Origin of the sequence: Arthrobacter sp. B3I9, from assembly GCF_030816935.1 — a bacterium.
In the GTDB taxonomy this organism is placed as follows: Bacteria; Actinomycetota; Actinomycetes; order Actinomycetales; family Micrococcaceae; genus Arthrobacter.
Map to the genome: position 1 here is coordinate 1,266,832 of NZ_JAUSYO010000001.1, position 18,191 is coordinate 1,285,022.

Below are 18,191 nucleotides of genomic sequence, written 5' to 3' on the forward strand. Positions count from 1 at the left end.
CATATGTCCAGCGAATCCTCCTTCGGCCTCATGCAGATCGGCCTCGCCACCGCGGAAGACATCCGTGGCTGGTCTTACGGCGAGGTTAAGAAGCCGGAAACCATCAACTACCGCACGCTCAAGCCCGAGAAGGACGGCCTCTTCTGCGAGAAGATCTTCGGCCCGTCCCGGGACTGGGAATGCTACTGCGGTAAGTACAAGCGCGTGCGCTTCAAGGGCATCATCTGTGAGCGGTGTGGCGTTGAGGTCACCCGCGCGAAGGTGCGCCGTGAGCGCATGGGCCACATCGAGCTGGCCGCACCGGTCACGCACATCTGGTACTTCAAGGGTGTCCCGTCCCGCCTGGGCTACCTCCTTGACCTGGCACCGAAGGACCTCGAAAAGGTCATCTACTTCGCCGCCTACATGATCACGAGCGTCGACGCCGACAGCCGCCACGAGGAACTGCCCAACCTGCAGGTTGAGCACGACATCGAGAAGAAGCAGCTGATCGACAACCGCGACTCGGACATCGCCACGATCGCCCGCGACCTGGAGAACGAGCTTGCCCGTCTCGAGGGCGAAGGCGCTAAGGCTGCCGACAAGAAGAAGGCCCGCGACTCCGCTGACCGCCAGATGGCCAACGTCCGCAAGCGCGCGGATGCTGAAATCGAACGGCTCGAGCAGGTCTGGGACCGCTTCAAGAACCTGAAGGTCGCCGACCTCGAAGGCGACGAAGGCCTGTACCGCGAGCTGCGCGACCGCTACGGCATGTACTTCGAAGGCTCCATGGGTGCCGAGGCCATCAAGAAGCGCCTTGAGGGCTTCGACATGCAGGCCGAGTCCGACATGCTCCGCGACATCATCGCCAACGGCAAGGGCCAGCGCAAGACCCGCGCCCTGAAGCGGCTCAAGGTGGTCAACGCTTTCCTGACGACCAACAACAGCCCGCTCGGCATGGTGCTCGACGCCGTTCCGGTGATCCCGCCGGAACTGCGCCCGATGGTCCAGCTGGACGGTGGCCGCTTCGCGACCTCCGACCTCAACGACCTCTACCGCCGCGTGATCAACCGCAACAACCGCCTCAAGCGCCTGCTTGATCTCGGTGCCCCGGAGATCATCGTCAACAACGAGAAGCGCATGCTTCAGGAAGCTGTTGACAGCCTCTTCGACAACGGCCGCCGCGGCCGTCCGGTCACCGGACCGGGCAACCGTCCGCTGAAGTCCCTGAGCGACATGCTCAAGGGCAAGCAGGGCCGTTTCCGCCAGAACCTCCTCGGCAAGCGCGTCGACTACTCCGGCCGTTCGGTCATCGTCGTCGGCCCGCAGCTGAAGCTGCACCAGTGTGGCCTGCCCAAGCAGATGGCGCTGGAGCTCTTCAAGCCGTTCGTGATGAAGCGCCTGGTTGACCTCAACCACGCGCAGAACATCAAGTCGGCCAAGCGGATGGTCGAGCGCTACCGCCCGCAGGTCTGGGATGTCCTCGAAGAGATCATCACCGAGCACCCCGTGCTGCTGAACCGTGCACCCACCCTGCACCGCCTCGGCATCCAAGCGTTCGAACCGCAGCTCGTCGAAGGTAAGGCAATCCAGCTTCACCCGCTGGTCTGTGGCGCCTTCAATGCTGACTTCGACGGCGACCAGATGGCGGTGCACCTGCCGCTGAGCCCCGAAGCCCAGGCTGAGGCCCGCATCCTGATGCTGTCCTCGAACAACATCCTGAAGCCGTCCGACGGCCGCCCGGTGACGCTGCCTTCGCAGGATATGATCATCGGCCTCTACCACCTGACCACCAAGCGTGTCGGTTCAGCTGGCGAAGGCCGGGTCTTCTCCTCCGTTTCGGAAGCCATCATGGCGTTCGACCTGCATGAGCTGCACCTGAACTCGCAGGTCAAGATCCGTCTCGAAGGCTTCGTCCCGTACGCCGGCTGGGAAGCTCCGGAAGGCTGGGAGCCGGGTCAGACCGCTCTCGTCCAGACCTCCCTGGGCCAGGTCCTCTTCAACGAGACCCTGCCCGAGGACTACCCCTGGGTTGAAGCCGTTGCCGACAAGGGCGAACTGTCCCGCATCGTCAACGACCTCGCCGAGCGCTACCCGAAGGTTGTCACCGCGGCGACGCTGGACAACCTGAAGGATGCCGGTTTCTACTGGGCCACCCGTTCGGGCGTCACCGTTGCCATCTCCGACATCGAGGTGCCGGCCGCAAAGCCGCAGATCCTTGCCGGTTACGAGGAGCGGGCCGCCAAGATCCAGGGCCAGTACGACAAGGGCCTGATCGACGACGACGAGCGTCGCCAGGAACTGATCGAGATCTGGAACAAGGCAACCAACGAGATCGCCCAGGCCATGCGTGACAGCCTGTCGCCGATGAACACCATCAACCGCATGGTGTCCTCCGGTGCACGTGGTAACTGGATGCAGGTCCGCCAGATCGCGGGTATCCGTGGCCTGGTGGCCAACCCTAAGGGTGAGATCATCCCGCGTCCGATCAAGTCCTCCTACCGCGAGGGCCTGTCGGTGCTGGAGTACTTCATCGCCACCCACGGTGCCCGTAAGGGCCTGGCTGACACCGCGCTGCGTACCGCCAACTCGGGTTACCTGACCCGTCGTCTGGTGGACGTTTCGCAGGACGTCATTGTCCGTGAAGAGGACTGCGGCACCGAGCGCGGCCTGGTCACGGCAATCGCCGTGGCTGACGCCAACGGTGAGCTGGTACTGGACGAGAACGTCGAGAACAGCGCCTACGCCCGTACGCTGGCCGTGGATGTCGTTGACTCCAAGGGCAACGTCCTGGCCGCCGGCGGCACCGACTGCGGCGACGTCGTCATTGCCGAACTGTTCGCAGCCGGCATCACCGAGGTCAAGGTCCGCTCCGTACTCACCTGTGAGTCCAGCGTCGGTACCTGCGCCCTGTGCTACGGCCGTTCGCTGGCCACGGGCAAGACCGTCGACATCGGTGAGGCAGTGGGCATCATCGCCGCACAGTCCATCGGTGAGCCGGGCACCCAGCTGACCATGCGTACGTTCCACACCGGTGGTGCCGTCTCCGCCAGCGGCGGCGACGACATCACCCAGGGTCTGCCCCGTATCCAGGAGCTCTTCGAAGCCCGTACTCCGAAGGGTGTCGCACCGATTGCAGAAGCAGCCGGACGCATCACCATCGAAGAGTCCGAGCGCCAGATGCGCCTCGTCATCACCCCCGATGACGGATCCGAAGAGATCGCCTACCCGGTACTGCGCCGTTCACGTCTTCTCATCGAAGACGGCGAGCACGTCAGCGTCGGACAGAAGCTCATCAACGGTCCGGTCGACCCGAAGCAGGTCCTGCGCATCATGGGCCCCCGTGCCGCGCAGAAGTTCCTGGTGGACGAGGTCCAGGGCGTGTACCGCAGCCAGGGCATCGGTATCCACGACAAGCACGTCGAGGTTATCGTCCGCCAGATGCTGCGCCGCGTCACGGTCATCGAGTCCGGCGATTCGGACCTGCTGCCCGGCGAGCTCGCCGAGCGCAGCCGCTTCGAGGATGCCAACCGCCGCGTTGTCTCCGAGGGCAAGACGCCGGCTTCCGGCCGTCCTGAGCTCATGGGTATCACGAAGGCGTCCCTGGCGACCGAGTCCTGGCTGTCCGCGGCCTCCTTCCAGGAGACCACCCGCGTCCTGACGCAGGCGGCCATGGAAGGCAAGAGCGATCCGCTGCTCGGCCTCAAGGAGAACGTCATCATCGGTAAGCTCATCCCGGCCGGCACGGGTCTCCCGCGCTACACCGAGATCACGGTGGAGCCGACTGAGGAAGCAAAGGCCAACCTGTTCACCGGCCCCAGCGCCTTCAGCGACTTCTCCTACGATTCGCTGGGCGGCGACGGAGCTCCTGAGTTCCACGCCATCCCGCTGGATGACTACGACCTGGGCAGCGACTTCCGCTAACCGACTCCCGCTAACCGACTTCCGCTAACCGCTAGGTTGTTCGGAAGCCTGACCAGGGATGGTCCCGCACCGCAAGGTGGGGGACCATCCCCGTTTAACGATCGATTGCTTTGCCTAGCCCGTCGATTGCTCCGATAACGCCCTTTAGAGGGCCCAAAACGGCGGCTACGGAGCAATCGATGGGGAGGGAGGCCCGGATACCCCGCCGATTAAGGGCTGGGAGCCGTCCGTGTTAGACTTGAGACTAATTGTTATTGTGGCAGTGGATGAGTGCGCCGGTTGAGCTGAAAGGCTTCACCAGGACGACGTTTCCGGTTTGCAGGGTTGTTGTGCAACGTATGCCACATTTTCGCATGCCTAGGGGCAGTTCCGGATGAAAGTCCGCGGACCCCGGCGTGCGGTCCGACTATTAAGGCTTCGCCTCGGCCGCTGTGGAGAGAACTTCAGAGCTCCAGCGGCGGGGCGCAGCGACAAGAGAGCGGCCGCCAACGGCCGCTCCGGATAAAACGGAGAACACGAGAGTGCCTACGATTAACCAGCTGGTCCGTAAGGGCCGCACGCCGAAGGTCAAGAAGACCAAGGCCCCCGCGCTTAACGGCAGCCCGATGCGCCGCGGTGTTTGCACCCGCGTGTACACCACGACCCCGAAGAAGCCGAACTCGGCTCTGCGTAAGGTTGCCCGCGTGCGCCTCAACGGTGGCATTGAAGTCACCGCTTACATCCCCGGTGTAGGCCACAACCTCCAGGAGCACTCCATTGTGCTCGTTCGTGGCGGCCGTGTTAAGGACCTCCCCGGTGTCCGCTACAAGATCGTCCGTGGCGCCCTCGATACCCAGGGTGTGAAGAACCGTAAGCAGGCCCGCAGCCGCTACGGCGCAAAGATGGAGAAGAAGTAATATGCCTCGCAAGGGTCCGGCCCCCAAGCGGCCGCTAGTCCTAGATCCCGTTTACGGCTCCCCGCTGGTCACCCAGCTGATCAACAAGGTGCTGGTTGACGGCAAGAAGTCCACCGCGGAGCGCATCGTTTACGGTGCCCTCGAAGGTGCCCGTGCCAAGTCCGGCGGCGACCCGGTTGCAGCCCTCAAGAAGGCCATGGAGAACGTCAAGCCTTCCCTCGAGGTCCGCTCCCGCCGCGTCGGTGGCGCCACCTACCAGGTTCCGGTTGAGGTCAAGCCGGGCCGCTCCACCGCCCTCGCCCTGCGTTGGCTGGTCGGCTACTCCAAGGCCCGCCGCGAGAAGACGATGACCGAGCGCCTCCAGAACGAGATCCTGGATGCCTCCAACGGTCTCGGTGCCGCTGTGAAGCGTCGCGAAGACACCCACAAGATGGCCGAGTCCAACAAGGCCTTCGCACACTACCGCTGGTAATACTTCCCGGACGCCGCCGGCTCAACCGAGCCGGCGGCGAACGTGCAGTCCATCCGAAAGGGAGACACCGTGGCACAGGACGTGCTTACCGACCTTAGCAAGGTCCGCAACATCGGCATCATGGCCCACATTGATGCCGGCAAGACCACTACTACCGAGCGCATCCTGTTCTACACGGGTGTGAACCACAAGATCGGCGAAACGCACGACGGCGCTTCGACGACTGACTGGATGGAACAGGAAAAGGAACGCGGCATCACCATCACGTCTGCCGCCGTGACCTGCTTCTGGGAAAACAACCAGATCAACATCATTGACACCCCCGGCCACGTTGACTTCACGGTCGAGGTTGAGCGCTCCCTGCGCGTCCTCGACGGTGCCGTCGCCGTGTTCGACGGCAAGGAAGGCGTGGAGCCGCAGTCCGAGACTGTCTGGCGCCAGGCTGACAAGTACAACGTTCCGCGCATCTGCTTCGTCAACAAGATGGACAAGCTCGGCGCCGACTTCTACTTCACCGTGGACACCATCATCAGCCGTCTCGGTGCCAAGCCGCTCGTCATGCAGCTGCCGATCGGCGCCGAGAACGACTTCATCGGCGTCGTCGACCTCCTCTACATGCGCGCGCTGGTCTGGCCCGGCGACGCCAAGGGTGACGTCACCATGGGTGCGAAGTACGAGATCCGCGAGATCCCGGCTGACCTCCAGGAAAAGGCCGAGGAGTACCGCGAAAGCCTCGTCGAGGCCGTTGCCGAGTCCTCCGAGGAACTCATGGAGAAGTACCTCGAAGGCGAAGAAATCAGCATCGACGAGCTCAAGGCCGGCATCCGCAAGATGACGATCAACTCCGAGCTCTACCCGGTCTTCTGCGGTTCCGCATTCAAGAACCGTGGCGTCCAGCCGATGCTCGATGCCGTGGTCGACTACCTGCCGAACCCGCTCGACGTCCCGCCGATGATCGGTCACGATCCCCGCGACGAAGAGAAGGAGCTGACGCGCAAGCCGTCCTCCGAGGAGCCGTTCTCGGCCCTGGCGTTCAAGATTGCCGCGCACCCGTTCTTCGGCCAGCTCACCTTCATCCGCGTGTACTCCGGTCACGTGGAGGCAGGCGCCCAGGTGGTTAACTCCACCAAGGGCAAGAAGGAGCGCATTGGCAAGCTGTTCCAGATGCACGCCAACAAGGAAATGCCCGTTGAGGGCGCTACCGCCGGCCACATCTACGCAGCGATCGGCCTGAAGGACACCACCACCGGTGACACCCTGTGCGATTCCGCGAACCAGATCGTCCTGGAGTCCATGAGCTTCCCCGAGCCCGTGATCTCTGTTGCGATTGAACCGAACACCAAGGGTGACCAGGAGAAGCTCTCCACGGCCATCCAGAAGCTCTCCGCTGAGGACCCGACCTTCCAGGTCTCCCTCAACGAAGACACCGGTCAGACCATCATCGCCGGCATGGGCGAGCTCCACCTGGACATCCTGGTGGACCGCATGCGCCGCGAGTTCAAGGTCGAGGCAAACGTCGGCAAGCCGCAGGTTGCTTACCGCGAAACCATCAAGCGCGCTGTAGAGCGTCACGACTACACGCACAAGAAGCAGACCGGTGGTTCGGGCCAGTTCGCAAAGATCCAGATCGCGATCGAGCCGCTGGACACCGCCGATGGCGAGATGTACGAGTTCGAGAACAAGGTCACTGGTGGCCGCGTTCCGCGCGAATACATCCCGTCCGTTGACGCCGGTATCCAGGATGCGCTGAACGACGGCGTCCTGGCCGGTTACCCGGTTGTCGGCATCAAGGCCACGCTGATTGACGGCGCGTACCACGATGTTGACTCCTCGGAAATGGCGTTCAAGATCGCCGGCCGTATGGCTTTCAAGGAAGCCGCACGCAAGGCGAACCCTGTCCTGCTGGAACCGCTGATGGATGTCGAGGTCCGCACCCCTGAGGAATACATGGGTGACGTTATCGGTGACCTCAACTCCCGCCGTGGCCAGATGCAGTCCATGGAAGATGCCCAGGGCGTCAAGGTCATCCGCGCACACGTCCCGCTGTCCGGCATGTTCGGCTACATCGGCGACCTTCGTTCGAAGACCCAGGGCCGCGCTGTGTACTCCATGACGTTCAACAGCTACGCCGAGGTCCCGAAGGCAGTTGCCGACGAGATCATCCAGAAGACCCGCGGCGAATAGTCCTCGGACGCTCGCAGCGACAAACTCGGGTGCATCTCCGGTCTCCGGAGATTCGCTCGGTGCAGATGGCCGGTTCCCGGTCGGACGCAGTCCGGTCAAGCCGGGCCGGCCGTCTGCACCAACAGGCTCAACGGACTAGTATTAGTTCCTGAATCTGCAATTTCACCAATCCAAAGCCCCCCCAAGTAGACTTACTGAAGTTTCTGCCGCGACAAGCGCGGTCGAAGGGTAAGTCATTTGAAAACGTTCTAGGAGGAACCTGTGGCAAAGGCAAAGTTCGAGCGGACTAAGCCGCACGTTAACATCGGTACCATTGGTCACGTTGACCACGGTAAGACGACGCTGACGGCCGCCATTTCCAAGGTGCTGTACGACAAGTACCCGACTCTCAACGAGAAGCGTGACTTCGCGTCGATTGACTCTGCTCCCGAAGAGCGTCAGCGCGGCATTACCATCAACATCTCCCACGTTGAGTACCAGACCGAGAAGCGCCACTACGCACACGTAGACGCTCCGGGTCACGCTGACTACATCAAGAACATGATCACCGGTGCTGCTCAGATGGACGGCGCAATCCTCGTGGTTGCCGCTACTGACGGCCCGATGGCTCAGACCCGTGAGCACGTTCTGCTCGCCCGCCAGGTTGGTGTTCCCTACCTGCTGGTCGCACTGAACAAGGCTGACATGGTCGATGACGAGGAACTCCTCGACCTCGTCGAAATGGAAGTTCGTGAGCTGCTCAGCTCGCAGGGCTTCGATGGCGACGAAGCACCGGTTGTTCGCGTTTCGGGCCTGAAGGCACTGGAAGGCGACCCGGAGTGGGTCAAGTCCGTTGAGGATCTGATGGCTGCTGTGGACGAGTCCGTTCCGGACCCGATCCGCGACCGCGACAAGCCCTTCCTGATGCCGATCGAAGACGTCTTCACGATCACCGGCCGTGGCACCGTTGTTACGGGCCGCGCCGAGCGTGGAACCCTCGCCATCAACTCCGAGGTCGAGATCGTCGGCATCCGCCCGGTCCAGAAGACCACGGTTACCGGTATCGAGATGTTCCACAAGCAGCTCGACGAAGCATGGGCCGGCGAGAACTGTGGCCTCCTGCTCCGCGGTCTGAAGCGCGACGATGTCGAGCGTGGCCAGGTTGTCGTCAAGCCGGGTTCCATCACCCCGCACACCGACTTCGAGGCCAACGTCTACATCCTCTCCAAGGACGAAGGCGGACGTCACAACCCGTTCTACTCCAACTACCGCCCGCAGTTCTACTTCCGCACCACGGACGTAACCGGCGTTATCACCCTGCCGGAAGGCACGGAAATGGTTATGCCCGGCGACAACACTGAGATGACCGTTGCGCTCATCCAGCCCATCGCCATGGAAGAGGGCCTCGGCTTCGCTATCCGCGAAGGCGGCCGCACCGTTGGTTCGGGACGCGTCACCAAGATCATCAAGTAACAACTTGCTGATCGAATTCCTGAACGGCCCGGCCGCCTGACGGTCGCCGTGAAGTAGGAACAGCCCCGCTGCATTGCAGCGGGGCTGTTCTTTTTTGCCTTCGCGCACCTGCCGAACGGCGGTGCTGTCCCCACTGCCGTTTGCTGTTAAGGTTGCAGGATCAGCAGTGGAAGGCAGCGACGGGAGTCCGGTATGGAATGGCTCATTTTCCTGATTGTGGTCGTGGCGGTCGTGGCGGGTGTTTTCTGGGCACGGAAAACCTTCCGCCAGGAGATCGACCGGGCGAAGCGGATCAACCGCGCCAACAAGAACCAGTAGGCCTAGGCGGGCCGGGTCCGGCGGGCCCGGCTGAGCGCCTGGTACCAGTAGTAGGACTCTTTGGGTGTGCGTTCGAGCGTCTCGAAGTCCACGTGTACCAGGCCAAAGCGCTGCGAGTAGCCGGCCGCCCACTCGAAGTTGTCCATCAGGGTCCAGACGTAATACCCGCGCAGGGTAACTCCGTGGGCTATGCCGCCCGGGGAGGTTGCCTGGATGGCGTTCCTGAGGTGGTCTGCCAGGTAGCTGATCCGCCGGTGGTCCGCAATCGGGCCGGTGACGTGGTCTGGTTCAGGGAAGCTCGCGCCGCTTTCGGTGATGTAGACCGGTGGCAGGGCCTCCCGGTACCGGTCTTTGAGTTCCCGCAGCAGGATCCCGAGGTGATCGGGAGCCACCGGCCAGCCGAATCCCGTGGTTCCGCTGTCCGGGTAGCCCACCTCGTGGAAGGGCAACCGCGCGACGGCCTTGTGCGTATTTGCCGGGATGGGGACGGTTCCGCGCCCCAGGGCGACCCGAACGGGAAAGTAGTAGTTGAGGCCGTAGAAGTCCAGGGGCTGGTGGATCGTCCGGAGGTCGTGGTCGGATAGCCGCCCGAGGGAACGGAGCCACGGCCGGGCCATCAGGGGCAACCTCGGATAGCGCCCCAGCAGAACCGGATCCGCATAGATCCTGTTCATGAGCAGGTCGTAGAGCTTCGCCACCATTCCGTCGCCGGGCTTTCGGCTGGCCGGTCGGATGGGGGAGTGCAGATTCGTTACGCCCACCTCGCCCTTGACCCCTGCGGCGCGCAGCGCCTGCACGCCAAGGCCGTGGGCCAGAAGCTGGTGGTGGATCGAGGGCAACGCGTCGAACATCAGGGCCTTCCCCGGTGCGTGCACTCCGAGGGCATAGCCGTTAAGGGTGACGGACACCGGCTCGTTCAGCGTGACCCATTGCGCGACGCGGTCACCGAAGCGCCGGCCCGCGGCTGCGCAGTACTCGGCGAAGCGCTCGGCAGTCGCCCGGTTCATCCAGCCGCCGCTGTGCTCGAGGGGGAGCGGGGTGTCCCAGTGGTAGAGCGTGGCCATGGGGGAGATGCCGGCCTCGAGAAGCTGGTCGATCAGCCGGTCGTAGAAGTCCAGGCCTTCCTCATTGAAGGCGCCGCGGCCCTCGGGCTGGATCCGCGGCCAGGAGATCGAGAACCGGTAGGAATCCACGCCGAGGTCCCGCATCAGGGCCACGTCTTCCGCTGAGCGATGATAGTGGTCGCAGGCCACGGACGGGGAGTGCCCGTCGACGATGCTGCCCGGCTTTTCCGCGAAGGCGTCCCAGCCGGAAGGACCACGGCCGCCGGCCGACAGTGCCCCTTCGATTTGAAAGGCCGCCGATGCCACTCCGAGCTTGAAATTGGGCCCCAGGAGCGCGGCAAGGTCCTCAACGTCGACGGAGTCCTGCACGGTCATGTCCTTATCATCCATTCGAAGGTGACTGAAGGCAATGAGCCGGAAGCGGCGCCGTGTGAGTTCGCCCACGGGCGGTGCTCGAGCACGCCTCCGGGCAGTCCCTGATTAGCTTCTGGCCGATATTTCCGGCATACTAGATGAGTTGTTCAAGCGCTCTTTCGCGTCCCGATCCGGATAATGCCGGGTGCCAGGGTCCAAGTAGGAGACCAAACATAACCCACTCCCCAAGGAATTGCGGACGAGTACGCGTGGAAAGCGCGACACGCCCGACCGCGGGGGTCGGTTGCGCCGGCAGGTTGAGGAACCCGGATTGATCCGGATTCAGCTTGTGCGGCGGGTGGTAGTTACGACTTCAAATGCTTCGGCAGCCGCACAACAGGTAAGTGAACAGGGCAGCCCTAATCAGGGGAAGCACAGACTGAAAGAGAGTCAGGCGACATGGCGGGACAAAAAATCCGCATCCGGCTGAAGTCATACGACCACGAGGTCATTGACGTTTCAGCACGGAAGATCGTTGAGACGGTCACGCGCGCAGGCGCAACTGTAGTTGGCCCCGTGCCGCTGCCGACGGAGAAGAACGTTTACTGCGTAATCCGCTCTCCGCACAAGTACAAGGACAGCCGCGAGCACTTTGAAATGCGCACGCACAAGCGTCTTATCGACATCATCGATCCCACGCCTAAGGCAGTTGACTCGCTCATGCGTCTCGACCTGCCGGCCGACGTGAACATCGAAATCAAGCTGTAGGGAGGTGCTGAGAGACTATGACCGCAACCCGTAACGTAAAGGGCCTGCTGGGCACGAAGCTCGGCATGACCCAGGTCTGGGACGAGAACAACAAGCTCATCCCCGTCACTGTGGTCCAGGCTGACTCGAACGTCATCACGCAGCTGCGCAACGCAGAGACTGATGGCTACGTCGCCGTTCAGATCGGCTACGGCCAGATCGATCCCCGCAAGGTCACCAAGCCGCTGGCTGGTCACTTTGAAAAGGCGGGCGTCACGCCTCGCCGCCACGTCGTAGAACTGCGCACTGCAGATGCTGACTCTTACGAGCTGGGCCAGGAGCTCTCCGTAGAGCTCTTCGAAGCCGGCCAGAAGATCGACGTCGTTGGCACCACCAAGGGTAAGGGCTTCGCCGGTGTTATGAAGCGTCACGGCTTCCACGGTGTTGGAGCTTCCCACGGTGCCCACAAGAACCACCGTAAGCCCGGTTCTATCGGTGGCGCATCCACCCCGAGCCGCGTCTTCAAGGGCATGAAAATGGCCGGCCGCATGGGCGCCGTTCGTCACACCACGCTGAACCTCACGGTCCACGCGGTTGACGTCGAGAAGTCGCTGCTCCTGATCAAGGGCGCCGTTCCCGGTGCCCGCGGCCAGGTCGTACTCGTACGCACCGCCGTGAAGGGAGCCTAGTTCAATGACTAGCACTGTAAAGGTTGACCTGCCTGCAGAGATCTTCGACGTACAGACCAACGTGCCGCTGCTGCACCAGGTCGTCGTTGCCCAGCTCGCTGCTGCTCGCCAGGGTACCCACAAGACCAAGACCCGCGCCGAGGTTTCCGGTGCAGGTCGCAAGCCGTTCAAGCAGAAGGGCACCGGCCGCGCCCGTCAGGGTTCCATCCGTGCTCCTCACATGACCGGTGGTGGCGTTGTCCACGGCCCGACGCCGCGTGACTACAGCCAGCGCACCCCCAAGAAGATGATTGCTGCTGCCCTGCGCGGCGCACTCTCTGACCGCGCCCGTAACGGCCGCATCCACGTTGTCGCTGAACTGGTAGCCGGCACCAAGCCGTCCACCAGCGCCGCACTGGCAGCGCTGCGCGGTGTCTCCGAGCGCAAGAACCTGCTCGTCGTCATCGAGCGCGCCAACGATGTTGCTGCACTCTCCGTGCGCAACCTCGCCGGTGTCCACGTTCTGTACGCAGACCAGCTGAACACCTACGACGTACTCGTTTCCGATGACGTCGTCTTCACCAAGGCTGCCTACGAAGCATTCGTTGCTGACAAGGCAGTGGCAAAGAACGAGGAGGATGCCAAGTGAGTGCAGCCACCATCAAAGACCCGCGCGACGTCGTGCTTGCACCTGTCGTCTCGGAAAAGAGCTACGGCCTGATCGATGAGGGCAAGTACACCTTCCTGGTGGACCCCCGCTCGAACAAGACCGAGATCAAGCTGGCCGTGGAGAAGATTTTCTCCGTCAAGGTCGAATCGATCAACACCATCAACCGTGCCGGTAAGCGCAAGCGGACCAAATTCGGATGGGGTACCCGCAAGAACACCAAGCGTGCAATTGTGAGCCTCAAAGAAGGCACTATCGACATCTTCGGCGGTCCGCTCTCGTAGCGGAGACCACTTTAACGAGGAAATAAATTATGGGAATCCGTAAATATAAGCCGACTACCCCGGGCCGTCGCGGCTCGAGCGTAGCGGACTTCACCGAAATCACGCGGTCGACGCCGGAAAAGTCGTTGGTACGTCCCCTCCCGAAAAAGGGTGGCCGTAACAACACCGGTAAGATCACGACCCGTCACAAGGGTGGTGGCCACAAGCGCCAGTACCGTCTGATCGACTTCCGTCGCCACGACAAAGACGGCGTCAACGCCCGCGTTGCTGAAATCGAGTACGATCCGAACCGTACGGCTCGCATCGCCCTCCTGCACTACGTTGATGGCACCAAGCGTTACATCATCGCCCCGAACAAGCTGGCCCAGGGTGACGTCGTCGAGGCAGGTGCCGACGCTGACATCAAGCCCGGCAACAACCTCCCGCTGCGCAACATCCCGGTCGGTACCGTTATCCACGCGGTTGAACTGCGTCCGGGTGGCGGCGCCAAGATGGGCCGCTCCGCCGGCGCATCGATCCAGCTCGTGGCAAAGGAAGGCCGTTTCGCCCAGCTACGTCTGCCTTCCGGTGAAATCCGAAACGTTGACGTGCGCTGCCGCGCAACCGTCGGCGAGGTCGGCAACGCCGAGCAGTCGAACATCAACTGGGGCAAGGCCGGCCGCATGCGCTGGAAGGGCGTCCGCCCGACCGTCCGTGGTGTCGCCATGAACCCGGTCGACCACCCCCACGGTGGTGGCGAGGGCAAGACGTCCGGTGGACGTAACCCCGTCAACCCGAACGGTAAGCGCGAAGGCCGCACCCGCCGTCCCAACAAAGAGAGCGACAAGCTTATTGTTCGTCGCCGTCGTACTGGCAAGAACAAGCGATAGGAGCCTGGACACATGCCACGCAGCCTGAAAAAAGGTCCTTTCGTTGACCAGCACCTCTTTGTGAAGGTAGCCAGGGAAAACGAAAAGGGCACCAAGAACGTCATCAAGACCTGGTCCCGCCGTTCGATGATCGTCCCCGACATGCTCGGCCACACGATCGCCGTCCACGACGGACGCAAGCACATCCCGGTGTTTGTCACCGAGTCGATGGTCGGGCACAAGCTCGGCGAATTCGCTCAAACGCGGACATTCCGCGGCCATGTCAAGGACGACCGTAAGGGCAAGCGCCGCTAGGCGCCTGCACTTACGTCAAAGACGAGAGAAGGAAAGCAATGGAAGCCAAGGCAATTGCGCGTCATATCCGCGTAACGCCTATGAAGGCCCGGCGCGTCGTCAACCTTGTTCGTGGTAAGCAAGCGAATGAGGCTCTGGCAATTCTGAAGTTTGCCCCGCAGGCAGCTTCGGAGCCGGTATTCAAGGTAGTACAGTCAGCAATCTCCAACGCCCGGGTCCTCGCGGACCGCGACGGTGTGGCGTTTGACGAAGGCGACCTCATCATCAGCGAAGCGTTTGTTGATGAAGGCCCGACCATGAAGCGGTTCCAGCCGCGTGCCCAGGGTCGTGCATTTCAGATCAAGAAGCGCACGAGCCACATCACCGTGGTAGTCGCTACCCCGGAGAAAGAGGAGGCTCGCTAAGTGGGACAGAAAGTAAACCCGCACGGGTTCCGACTCGGCATCACCACCGATCACGTATCGCACTGGTTCGCCGACAGCACCAAGTCCGGCCAGCGGTACAAGGACTTCGTCCGCGAAGACATCCGCATCCGCCAGCTCATGTCCACGGGCATGGAGCGGGCCGGTATCGCCAAGGTCGAAATCGAGCGCACCCGTGACCGCGTCCGCGTGGACATCCACACGGCACGTCCGGGCATCGTCATCGGCCGCCGCGGTGCAGAAGCAGACCGCATCCGCGGCGAGCTCGAGAAGCTCACCGGCAAGCAGGTCCAGCTGAACATCCTCGAGGTCAAGAACCCCGAGATGGAAGCACAGCTTGTTGCCCAGGGCGTTGCTGAGCAGCTGACTTCCCGCGTGGCTTTCCGCCGTGCGATGAAGAAGGCCATGCAGTCCGCACAGCGTGCAGGTGCCAAGGGCATCCGTATCGCTTGCTCGGGTCGACTGGGCGGCGCAGAAATGTCCCGCTCGGAGTTCTATCGCGAAGGCCGTGTGCCCCTGCACACCCTCCGCGCGAACATCGACTACGGCTTCTACGAGGCCAAGACCACCTTCGGCCGCATCGGCGTGAAGGTCTGGATCTACAAGGGTGACGTCACCGCCAAGGAACTGGCCCAGCAGGCAGCTGCTGCTCCGTCCCGTGGCCGCGGTGCCGGCGACCGCCCGGGCCGCCCGGGTGGCGCTGACCGTGGTGACCGCCGTCGTCGTAACGACCGCCCGGCCGCTGACGCAGCACCTGCTGCTGCAGAGGCTCCGGCAGCTGAGGCAGCTTCCGCCGCACCGGCACAGGCTGTAGAAGGAGGACAGGCTTAAATGCTTATCCCACGTCGAGTCAAGCACCGCAAGCAGCACCACCCGGGTCGTTCCGGCGCTGCTACGGGCGGCACCCAGGTCTCGTTCGGTGAGTGGGGTATCCAGGCTCTGAGCCCGGCATACGTCACGAACCGTCAGATCGAGTCTGCCCGTATCGCGATGACCCGCCACATCAAGCGTGGCGGCAAGGTCTGGATCAACATCTACCCGGACCGTCCGCTGACGAAGAAGCCTGCCGAAACCCGCATGGGTTCCGGTAAGGGTTCTCCGGAATGGTGGGTCTCAAACGTCAAGCCGGGCCGGGTTCTCTTCGAACTCTCCGGTGTCAGTGAAGAGGTAGCTCGCGAGGCCCTGCGCCTGGCGATCCACAAGCTGCCGTTGAAGGCACGCATTGTGCGTCGCGAAGGTGGTGAGTAGAAATGGCAGTAGGATCCAAGGAACTTGCATCCGCACAGCTGGACGGTTTCGACAACGAGCGTCTGGTTGAGGAACTCCGCAAGGCCAAGGAAGAGCTGTTCAACCTGCGTTTCCAGTCTGCCACCGGCCAGCTGGAGAACCACGGTCGACTGCGCGCGGTAAAGAAGGACATCGCACGCATCTACACGGTTCTCCGTGAGCGCGAGCTGGGCATTCGTGCCGAGGTTGCCGCACCGGTTGTGGAAGCCAAGGAAGAAAAGAAGTCCAAGAAGTCCGCAGCCAAGGCCGAGAAGGCTGAAAAGCCGGCCGAGGCTGAGACTGAGGAGGACGCAAAGTGACTGAAAAGGACGAGAACGTGACGGAAACTGTTTCCGGCGCAGCTAAGGCTGACGAGCGCGGTTACCGTAAGACGAAGCGCGGTTACGTGGTCTCGGACAAGATGGAAAAGACCATCGTTGTCCAGGTCGAGGACCGTGTGAAGCACGCCCTCTACGGCAAGGTTCTTCGCCGCAACGCGAAGATCAAGGCTCACGACGAAGAGAACAGCGCCGGCATCGGCGACCTCGTTCTCCTCGCCGAGACCCGCCCGCTCTCCGCTACCAAGCGCTGGCGCCTCGTGGAGATCCTCGAGAAGGCCAAGTAACACCTGCAGCCCCGCTCAGCGGACGTTGCCCAGAAACCCCCGTTCCCGCTTGGGAGCGGGGGTTTCTCCGTGTATGCGCGGATTCTGTCTGACGGCGTAATCGTGCTAGGATATTGAGTTTGTATGGCGCCCTCTGTGCGCCATCGTCAACCTCGTAAACAATCGTGCCACGGCATAGTGCCCCCTTGTGTCCCGACCCCGTCGGGAACGCCTGGGAAGCAAATGTTTTTGGCACGGGCGTTTAGGCCTGGTCTGGCAAAATCCAGGCAGGTCAAGAGACACCCCGATCAACCGTTCCGCAAGGCTCATTCCGTAGGAAGATTTTCGGTCTGAGAACCAGCGCGACGCAAGGAGTAAATAGTGATTCAGCAGGAGTCGCGACTCAAGGTCGCCGACAACACGGGTGCTAAGGAAATCCTTACCATTCGCGTTCTCGGTGGATCTGGCCGTCGCTACGCAGGCATTGGCGACGTCATCGTCGCTACCGTCAAGGATGCAATTCCGGGCGGCAACGTAAAGAAGGGCGACGTCGTCAAGGCTGTCATCGTCCGTACCAAGAAGGAACGCCGCCGTGCGGATGGTTCCTACATCAAGTTTGACGAGAACGCAGCTGTAATCCTGAAGGGTGACGGTGACCCCCGCGGTACCCGTATCTTCGGACCGGTTGGTCGTGAACTTCGCGACAAGAAGTTCATGAAGATCGTTTCTCTGGCTCCGGAGGTGCTCTAGTCCATGGCTAAGATCAAAAAGGGTGACCTGGTTCAGGTCATCACTGGCGCCAAGGCTGAGCGCGGCGGCGACCGTGGCAAGCAGGGCAAGGTTCTGCGCGTATTCCCGGAGACCAACCGCGTGTTGGTCGAGGGCATCAACCGCGTAACCAAGCACACCAAGGTCGGTCAGTCGCAGCGCGGCACCAAGACCGGTGGCATCGAGGTCGTTGAGGCTTCAATCCACATCTCCAACGTGGCTCTGGTTGACCCGTCCACCAAGAAGCCCACCCGCGTCGGTTTCCGCACCGAGACCGTTGAGCGCGATGGCGTGCAGCGTGAAGTGCGCGTCCGCGTGGCCAAGAGCTCCGGGAAGGACATCTAATGACTGAGACTCTCGAGACTCCGGCAAGCAAGATCGTTCCTCGTCTGAAGACCAAGTACGCGGATTCCATCAAGGGCTCGCTCACCGAGGAATTCAAGTACCAGAACGTCAACCAGGTTCCCCGCCTGGTCAAGGTCGTCGTAAACATGGGTGTTGGAGATGCCGCCAAGGACTCCAAGCTGATCGACGGCGCCGTCCGCGACCTGACCCAGATCACCGGCCAGAAGCCGATGGTAACGAAGGCCCGCAAGTCGATCGCACAGTTCAAGCTGCGCGAAGGCATGCCCATCGGTGCACACGCTACCCTGCGTGGAGACCGCATGTGGGAATTCCTGGACCGTCTGGTCACGCTGGCCCTGCCCCGTATCCGCGACTTCCGCGGCCTCAGCGGCAAGCAGTTCGACGGCAACGGTAACTACACCTTCGGTCTGACCGAGCAGGTTATGTTCCACGAGATCGACCAGGACTCCATCGACCGCGTACGCGGCATGGACATCACCGTCGTGACCACTGCCAAGACCGACGACGAAGGCCGCGCGCTGCTCAAGGCGCTTGGCTTCCCGTTCAAGACCGAAGACTAATCTAGCTACGTAAAAGGTCCGTTGCGCTTGTTC

Annotated in this window: 21 protein-coding genes; 20 read left to right on the top strand and 1 reads right to left on the bottom strand. The window is 62.3% G+C overall.

Features of this window, described 5'->3' with window-relative positions; genetic code table 11:
• Positions 1 to 3 precede the first annotated feature (3 nt).
• The 6 genes from QFZ65_RS06000 (at position 4) to QFZ65_RS06025 (ending at position 9,225) form a co-directional block, all read left to right on the top strand.
• A complete protein-coding gene (locus tag QFZ65_RS06000) occupies positions 4 to 3,903 on the top strand; it encodes a DNA-directed RNA polymerase subunit beta' (RefSeq protein ID WP_306908972.1) in 3,900 nt (1,299 codons plus the stop codon).
• A 521-nt stretch (positions 3,904 to 4,424) separates the two neighbouring features.
• Positions 4,425 to 4,799 (top strand): 30S ribosomal protein S12, encoded by a 375-nt coding sequence (gene rpsL / locus QFZ65_RS06005; protein ID WP_018773658.1) that lies wholly within the window; start codon positions 4,425 to 4,427, stop codon positions 4,797 to 4,799.
• A 1-nt stretch (position 4,800) separates the two neighbouring features.
• Entirely contained in the window at positions 4,801 to 5,271 is a 471-nt protein-coding gene (gene rpsG, locus QFZ65_RS06010) for a 30S ribosomal protein S7 (protein ID WP_011692813.1), read from the top strand.
• A 69-nt stretch (positions 5,272 to 5,340) separates the two neighbouring features.
• Positions 5,341 to 7,455 (top strand): elongation factor G, encoded by a 2,115-nt coding sequence (gene fusA, locus QFZ65_RS06015; protein WP_306908974.1) that lies wholly within the window; start codon positions 5,341 to 5,343, stop codon positions 7,453 to 7,455.
• A 261-nt stretch (positions 7,456 to 7,716) separates the two neighbouring features.
• Positions 7,717 to 8,907: an elongation factor Tu gene (tuf, locus tag QFZ65_RS06020; protein ID WP_028269583.1), complete on the top strand. Its 1,191-nt coding sequence runs from the start codon at positions 7,717 to 7,719 to the stop codon at positions 8,905 to 8,907.
• 192 nt (positions 8,908 to 9,099) lie between these two features.
• Entirely contained in the window at positions 9,100 to 9,225 is a 126-nt protein-coding gene (locus QFZ65_RS06025; RefSeq protein ID WP_306908977.1) for a hypothetical protein, read from the top strand.
• A 2-nt stretch (positions 9,226 to 9,227) separates the two neighbouring features.
• Here QFZ65_RS06025 and QFZ65_RS06030 read toward each other — a convergent pair whose 3' ends face one another.
• Complete coding sequence (locus tag QFZ65_RS06030) at positions 9,228 to 10,664, bottom strand: GH1 family beta-glucosidase (RefSeq protein WP_306912510.1); 1,437 nt, start codon at positions 10,662 to 10,664, stop codon at positions 9,228 to 9,230.
• 438 nt (positions 10,665 to 11,102) lie between these two features.
• On the opposite strand from QFZ65_RS06030, the gene rpsJ reads away from it, so the two are divergent.
• The 14 genes from rpsJ (at position 11,103) to rplE (ending at position 18,158) form a co-directional block, all read left to right on the top strand.
• Positions 11,103 to 11,411: a 30S ribosomal protein S10 gene (gene rpsJ / locus QFZ65_RS06035; protein WP_003803825.1), complete on the top strand. Its 309-nt coding sequence runs from the start codon at positions 11,103 to 11,105 to the stop codon at positions 11,409 to 11,411.
• A 17-nt stretch (positions 11,412 to 11,428) separates the two neighbouring features.
• Positions 11,429 to 12,079 (top strand): 50S ribosomal protein L3, encoded by a 651-nt coding sequence (rplC, locus tag QFZ65_RS06040; protein ID WP_003803812.1) that lies wholly within the window; start codon positions 11,429 to 11,431, stop codon positions 12,077 to 12,079.
• 4 nt (positions 12,080 to 12,083) lie between these two features.
• The gene (gene rplD, locus QFZ65_RS06045; protein WP_306908979.1) at positions 12,084 to 12,707 is read left to right on the top strand and encodes a 50S ribosomal protein L4; all 624 of its coding nucleotides are present in this window, start codon (positions 12,084 to 12,086) and stop codon (positions 12,705 to 12,707) included.
• Complete coding sequence (gene rplW, locus QFZ65_RS06050; protein WP_018773664.1) at positions 12,704 to 13,009, top strand: 50S ribosomal protein L23; 306 nt, start codon at positions 12,704 to 12,706, stop codon at positions 13,007 to 13,009. Before rplD ends, rplW begins: the two co-directional genes overlap by 4 nt.
• A gap of 29 nt (positions 13,010 to 13,038) precedes the next feature.
• Positions 13,039 to 13,878, top strand: a complete 840-nt coding sequence (rplB, locus tag QFZ65_RS06055) for a 50S ribosomal protein L2 (RefSeq protein ID WP_306908981.1) — start codon at positions 13,039 to 13,041, stop codon at positions 13,876 to 13,878.
• 12 nt (positions 13,879 to 13,890) lie between these two features.
• A complete protein-coding gene (rpsS, locus tag QFZ65_RS06060) occupies positions 13,891 to 14,172 on the top strand; it encodes a 30S ribosomal protein S19 (protein ID WP_120951155.1) in 282 nt (93 codons plus the stop codon).
• Between the two features lie 38 nt (positions 14,173 to 14,210).
• The gene (gene rplV / locus QFZ65_RS06065; protein ID WP_003803798.1) at positions 14,211 to 14,576 is read left to right on the top strand and encodes a 50S ribosomal protein L22; all 366 of its coding nucleotides are present in this window, start codon (positions 14,211 to 14,213) and stop codon (positions 14,574 to 14,576) included.
• Complete coding sequence (gene rpsC / locus QFZ65_RS06070; RefSeq protein ID WP_306908983.1) at positions 14,577 to 15,425, top strand: 30S ribosomal protein S3; 849 nt, start codon at positions 14,577 to 14,579, stop codon at positions 15,423 to 15,425.
• Positions 15,426 to 15,842 carry a 50S ribosomal protein L16 gene (rplP, locus tag QFZ65_RS06075; RefSeq protein ID WP_018773668.1) on the top strand — a complete coding sequence of 139 codons (417 nt, stop codon included), beginning with the start codon at positions 15,426 to 15,428 and terminating at the stop codon, positions 15,840 to 15,842.
• Between the two features lie 2 nt (positions 15,843 to 15,844).
• A complete protein-coding gene (gene rpmC, locus QFZ65_RS06080; protein WP_136321878.1) occupies positions 15,845 to 16,180 on the top strand; it encodes a 50S ribosomal protein L29 in 336 nt (111 codons plus the stop codon).
• Positions 16,177 to 16,485, top strand: a complete 309-nt coding sequence (gene rpsQ, locus QFZ65_RS06085; protein WP_306908991.1) for a 30S ribosomal protein S17 — start codon at positions 16,177 to 16,179, stop codon at positions 16,483 to 16,485. The genes rpmC and rpsQ overlap by 4 nt, the downstream gene beginning before the upstream one ends.
• Positions 16,486 to 16,845: 360 nt before the next feature.
• Positions 16,846 to 17,214, top strand: coding sequence for a 50S ribosomal protein L14 (gene rplN / locus QFZ65_RS06090; protein ID WP_009358299.1), 369 nt, complete (start codon positions 16,846 to 16,848; stop codon positions 17,212 to 17,214).
• A gap of 3 nt (positions 17,215 to 17,217) precedes the next feature.
• Complete coding sequence (gene rplX / locus QFZ65_RS06095) at positions 17,218 to 17,577, top strand: 50S ribosomal protein L24 (RefSeq protein WP_306908992.1); 360 nt, start codon at positions 17,218 to 17,220, stop codon at positions 17,575 to 17,577.
• Positions 17,577 to 18,158 (top strand): 50S ribosomal protein L5, encoded by a 582-nt coding sequence (gene rplE / locus QFZ65_RS06100; protein WP_306908993.1) that lies wholly within the window; start codon positions 17,577 to 17,579, stop codon positions 18,156 to 18,158. The genes rplX and rplE overlap by 1 nt, the downstream gene beginning before the upstream one ends.
• Positions 18,159 to 18,191 lie beyond the last annotated feature (33 nt).

What these genes read in the sequence shown, in the direction of transcription:
- QFZ65_RS06000 (WP_306908972.1), top strand. Translation starts at nt 4, where the DNA reads ATGTCCAGCGAATCCTCCTTCGGCCTCATGCAGATCGGCCTCGCCACC.
- rpsG (WP_011692813.1), top strand. Translation starts at nt 4,801, where the DNA reads ATGCCTCGCAAGGGTCCGGCCCCCAAGCGGCCGCTAGTCCTAGATCCC.
- QFZ65_RS06025 (WP_306908977.1), top strand. Translation starts at nt 9,100, where the DNA reads ATGGAATGGCTCATTTTCCTGATTGTGGTCGTGGCGGTCGTGGCGGGT.
- QFZ65_RS06030 (WP_306912510.1), bottom strand. Translation starts at nt 10,664, where the DNA reads ATGACCGTGCAGGACTCCGTCGACGTTGAGGACCTTGCCGCGCTCCTG.
- rpsJ (WP_003803825.1), top strand. Translation starts at nt 11,103, where the DNA reads ATGGCGGGACAAAAAATCCGCATCCGGCTGAAGTCATACGACCACGAG.
- rplC (WP_003803812.1), top strand. Translation starts at nt 11,429, where the DNA reads ATGACCGCAACCCGTAACGTAAAGGGCCTGCTGGGCACGAAGCTCGGC.
- rplD (WP_306908979.1), top strand. Translation starts at nt 12,084, where the DNA reads ATGACTAGCACTGTAAAGGTTGACCTGCCTGCAGAGATCTTCGACGTA.
- rplB (WP_306908981.1), top strand. Translation starts at nt 13,039, where the DNA reads ATGGGAATCCGTAAATATAAGCCGACTACCCCGGGCCGTCGCGGCTCG.
- rpsS (WP_120951155.1), top strand. Translation starts at nt 13,891, where the DNA reads ATGCCACGCAGCCTGAAAAAAGGTCCTTTCGTTGACCAGCACCTCTTT.
- rplV (WP_003803798.1), top strand. Translation starts at nt 14,211, where the DNA reads ATGGAAGCCAAGGCAATTGCGCGTCATATCCGCGTAACGCCTATGAAG.
- rplP (WP_018773668.1), top strand. Translation starts at nt 15,426, where the DNA reads ATGCTTATCCCACGTCGAGTCAAGCACCGCAAGCAGCACCACCCGGGT.
- rpmC (WP_136321878.1), top strand. Translation starts at nt 15,845, where the DNA reads ATGGCAGTAGGATCCAAGGAACTTGCATCCGCACAGCTGGACGGTTTC.
- rplX (WP_306908992.1), top strand. Translation starts at nt 17,218, where the DNA reads ATGGCTAAGATCAAAAAGGGTGACCTGGTTCAGGTCATCACTGGCGCC.
- rplE (WP_306908993.1), top strand. Translation starts at nt 17,577, where the DNA reads ATGACTGAGACTCTCGAGACTCCGGCAAGCAAGATCGTTCCTCGTCTG.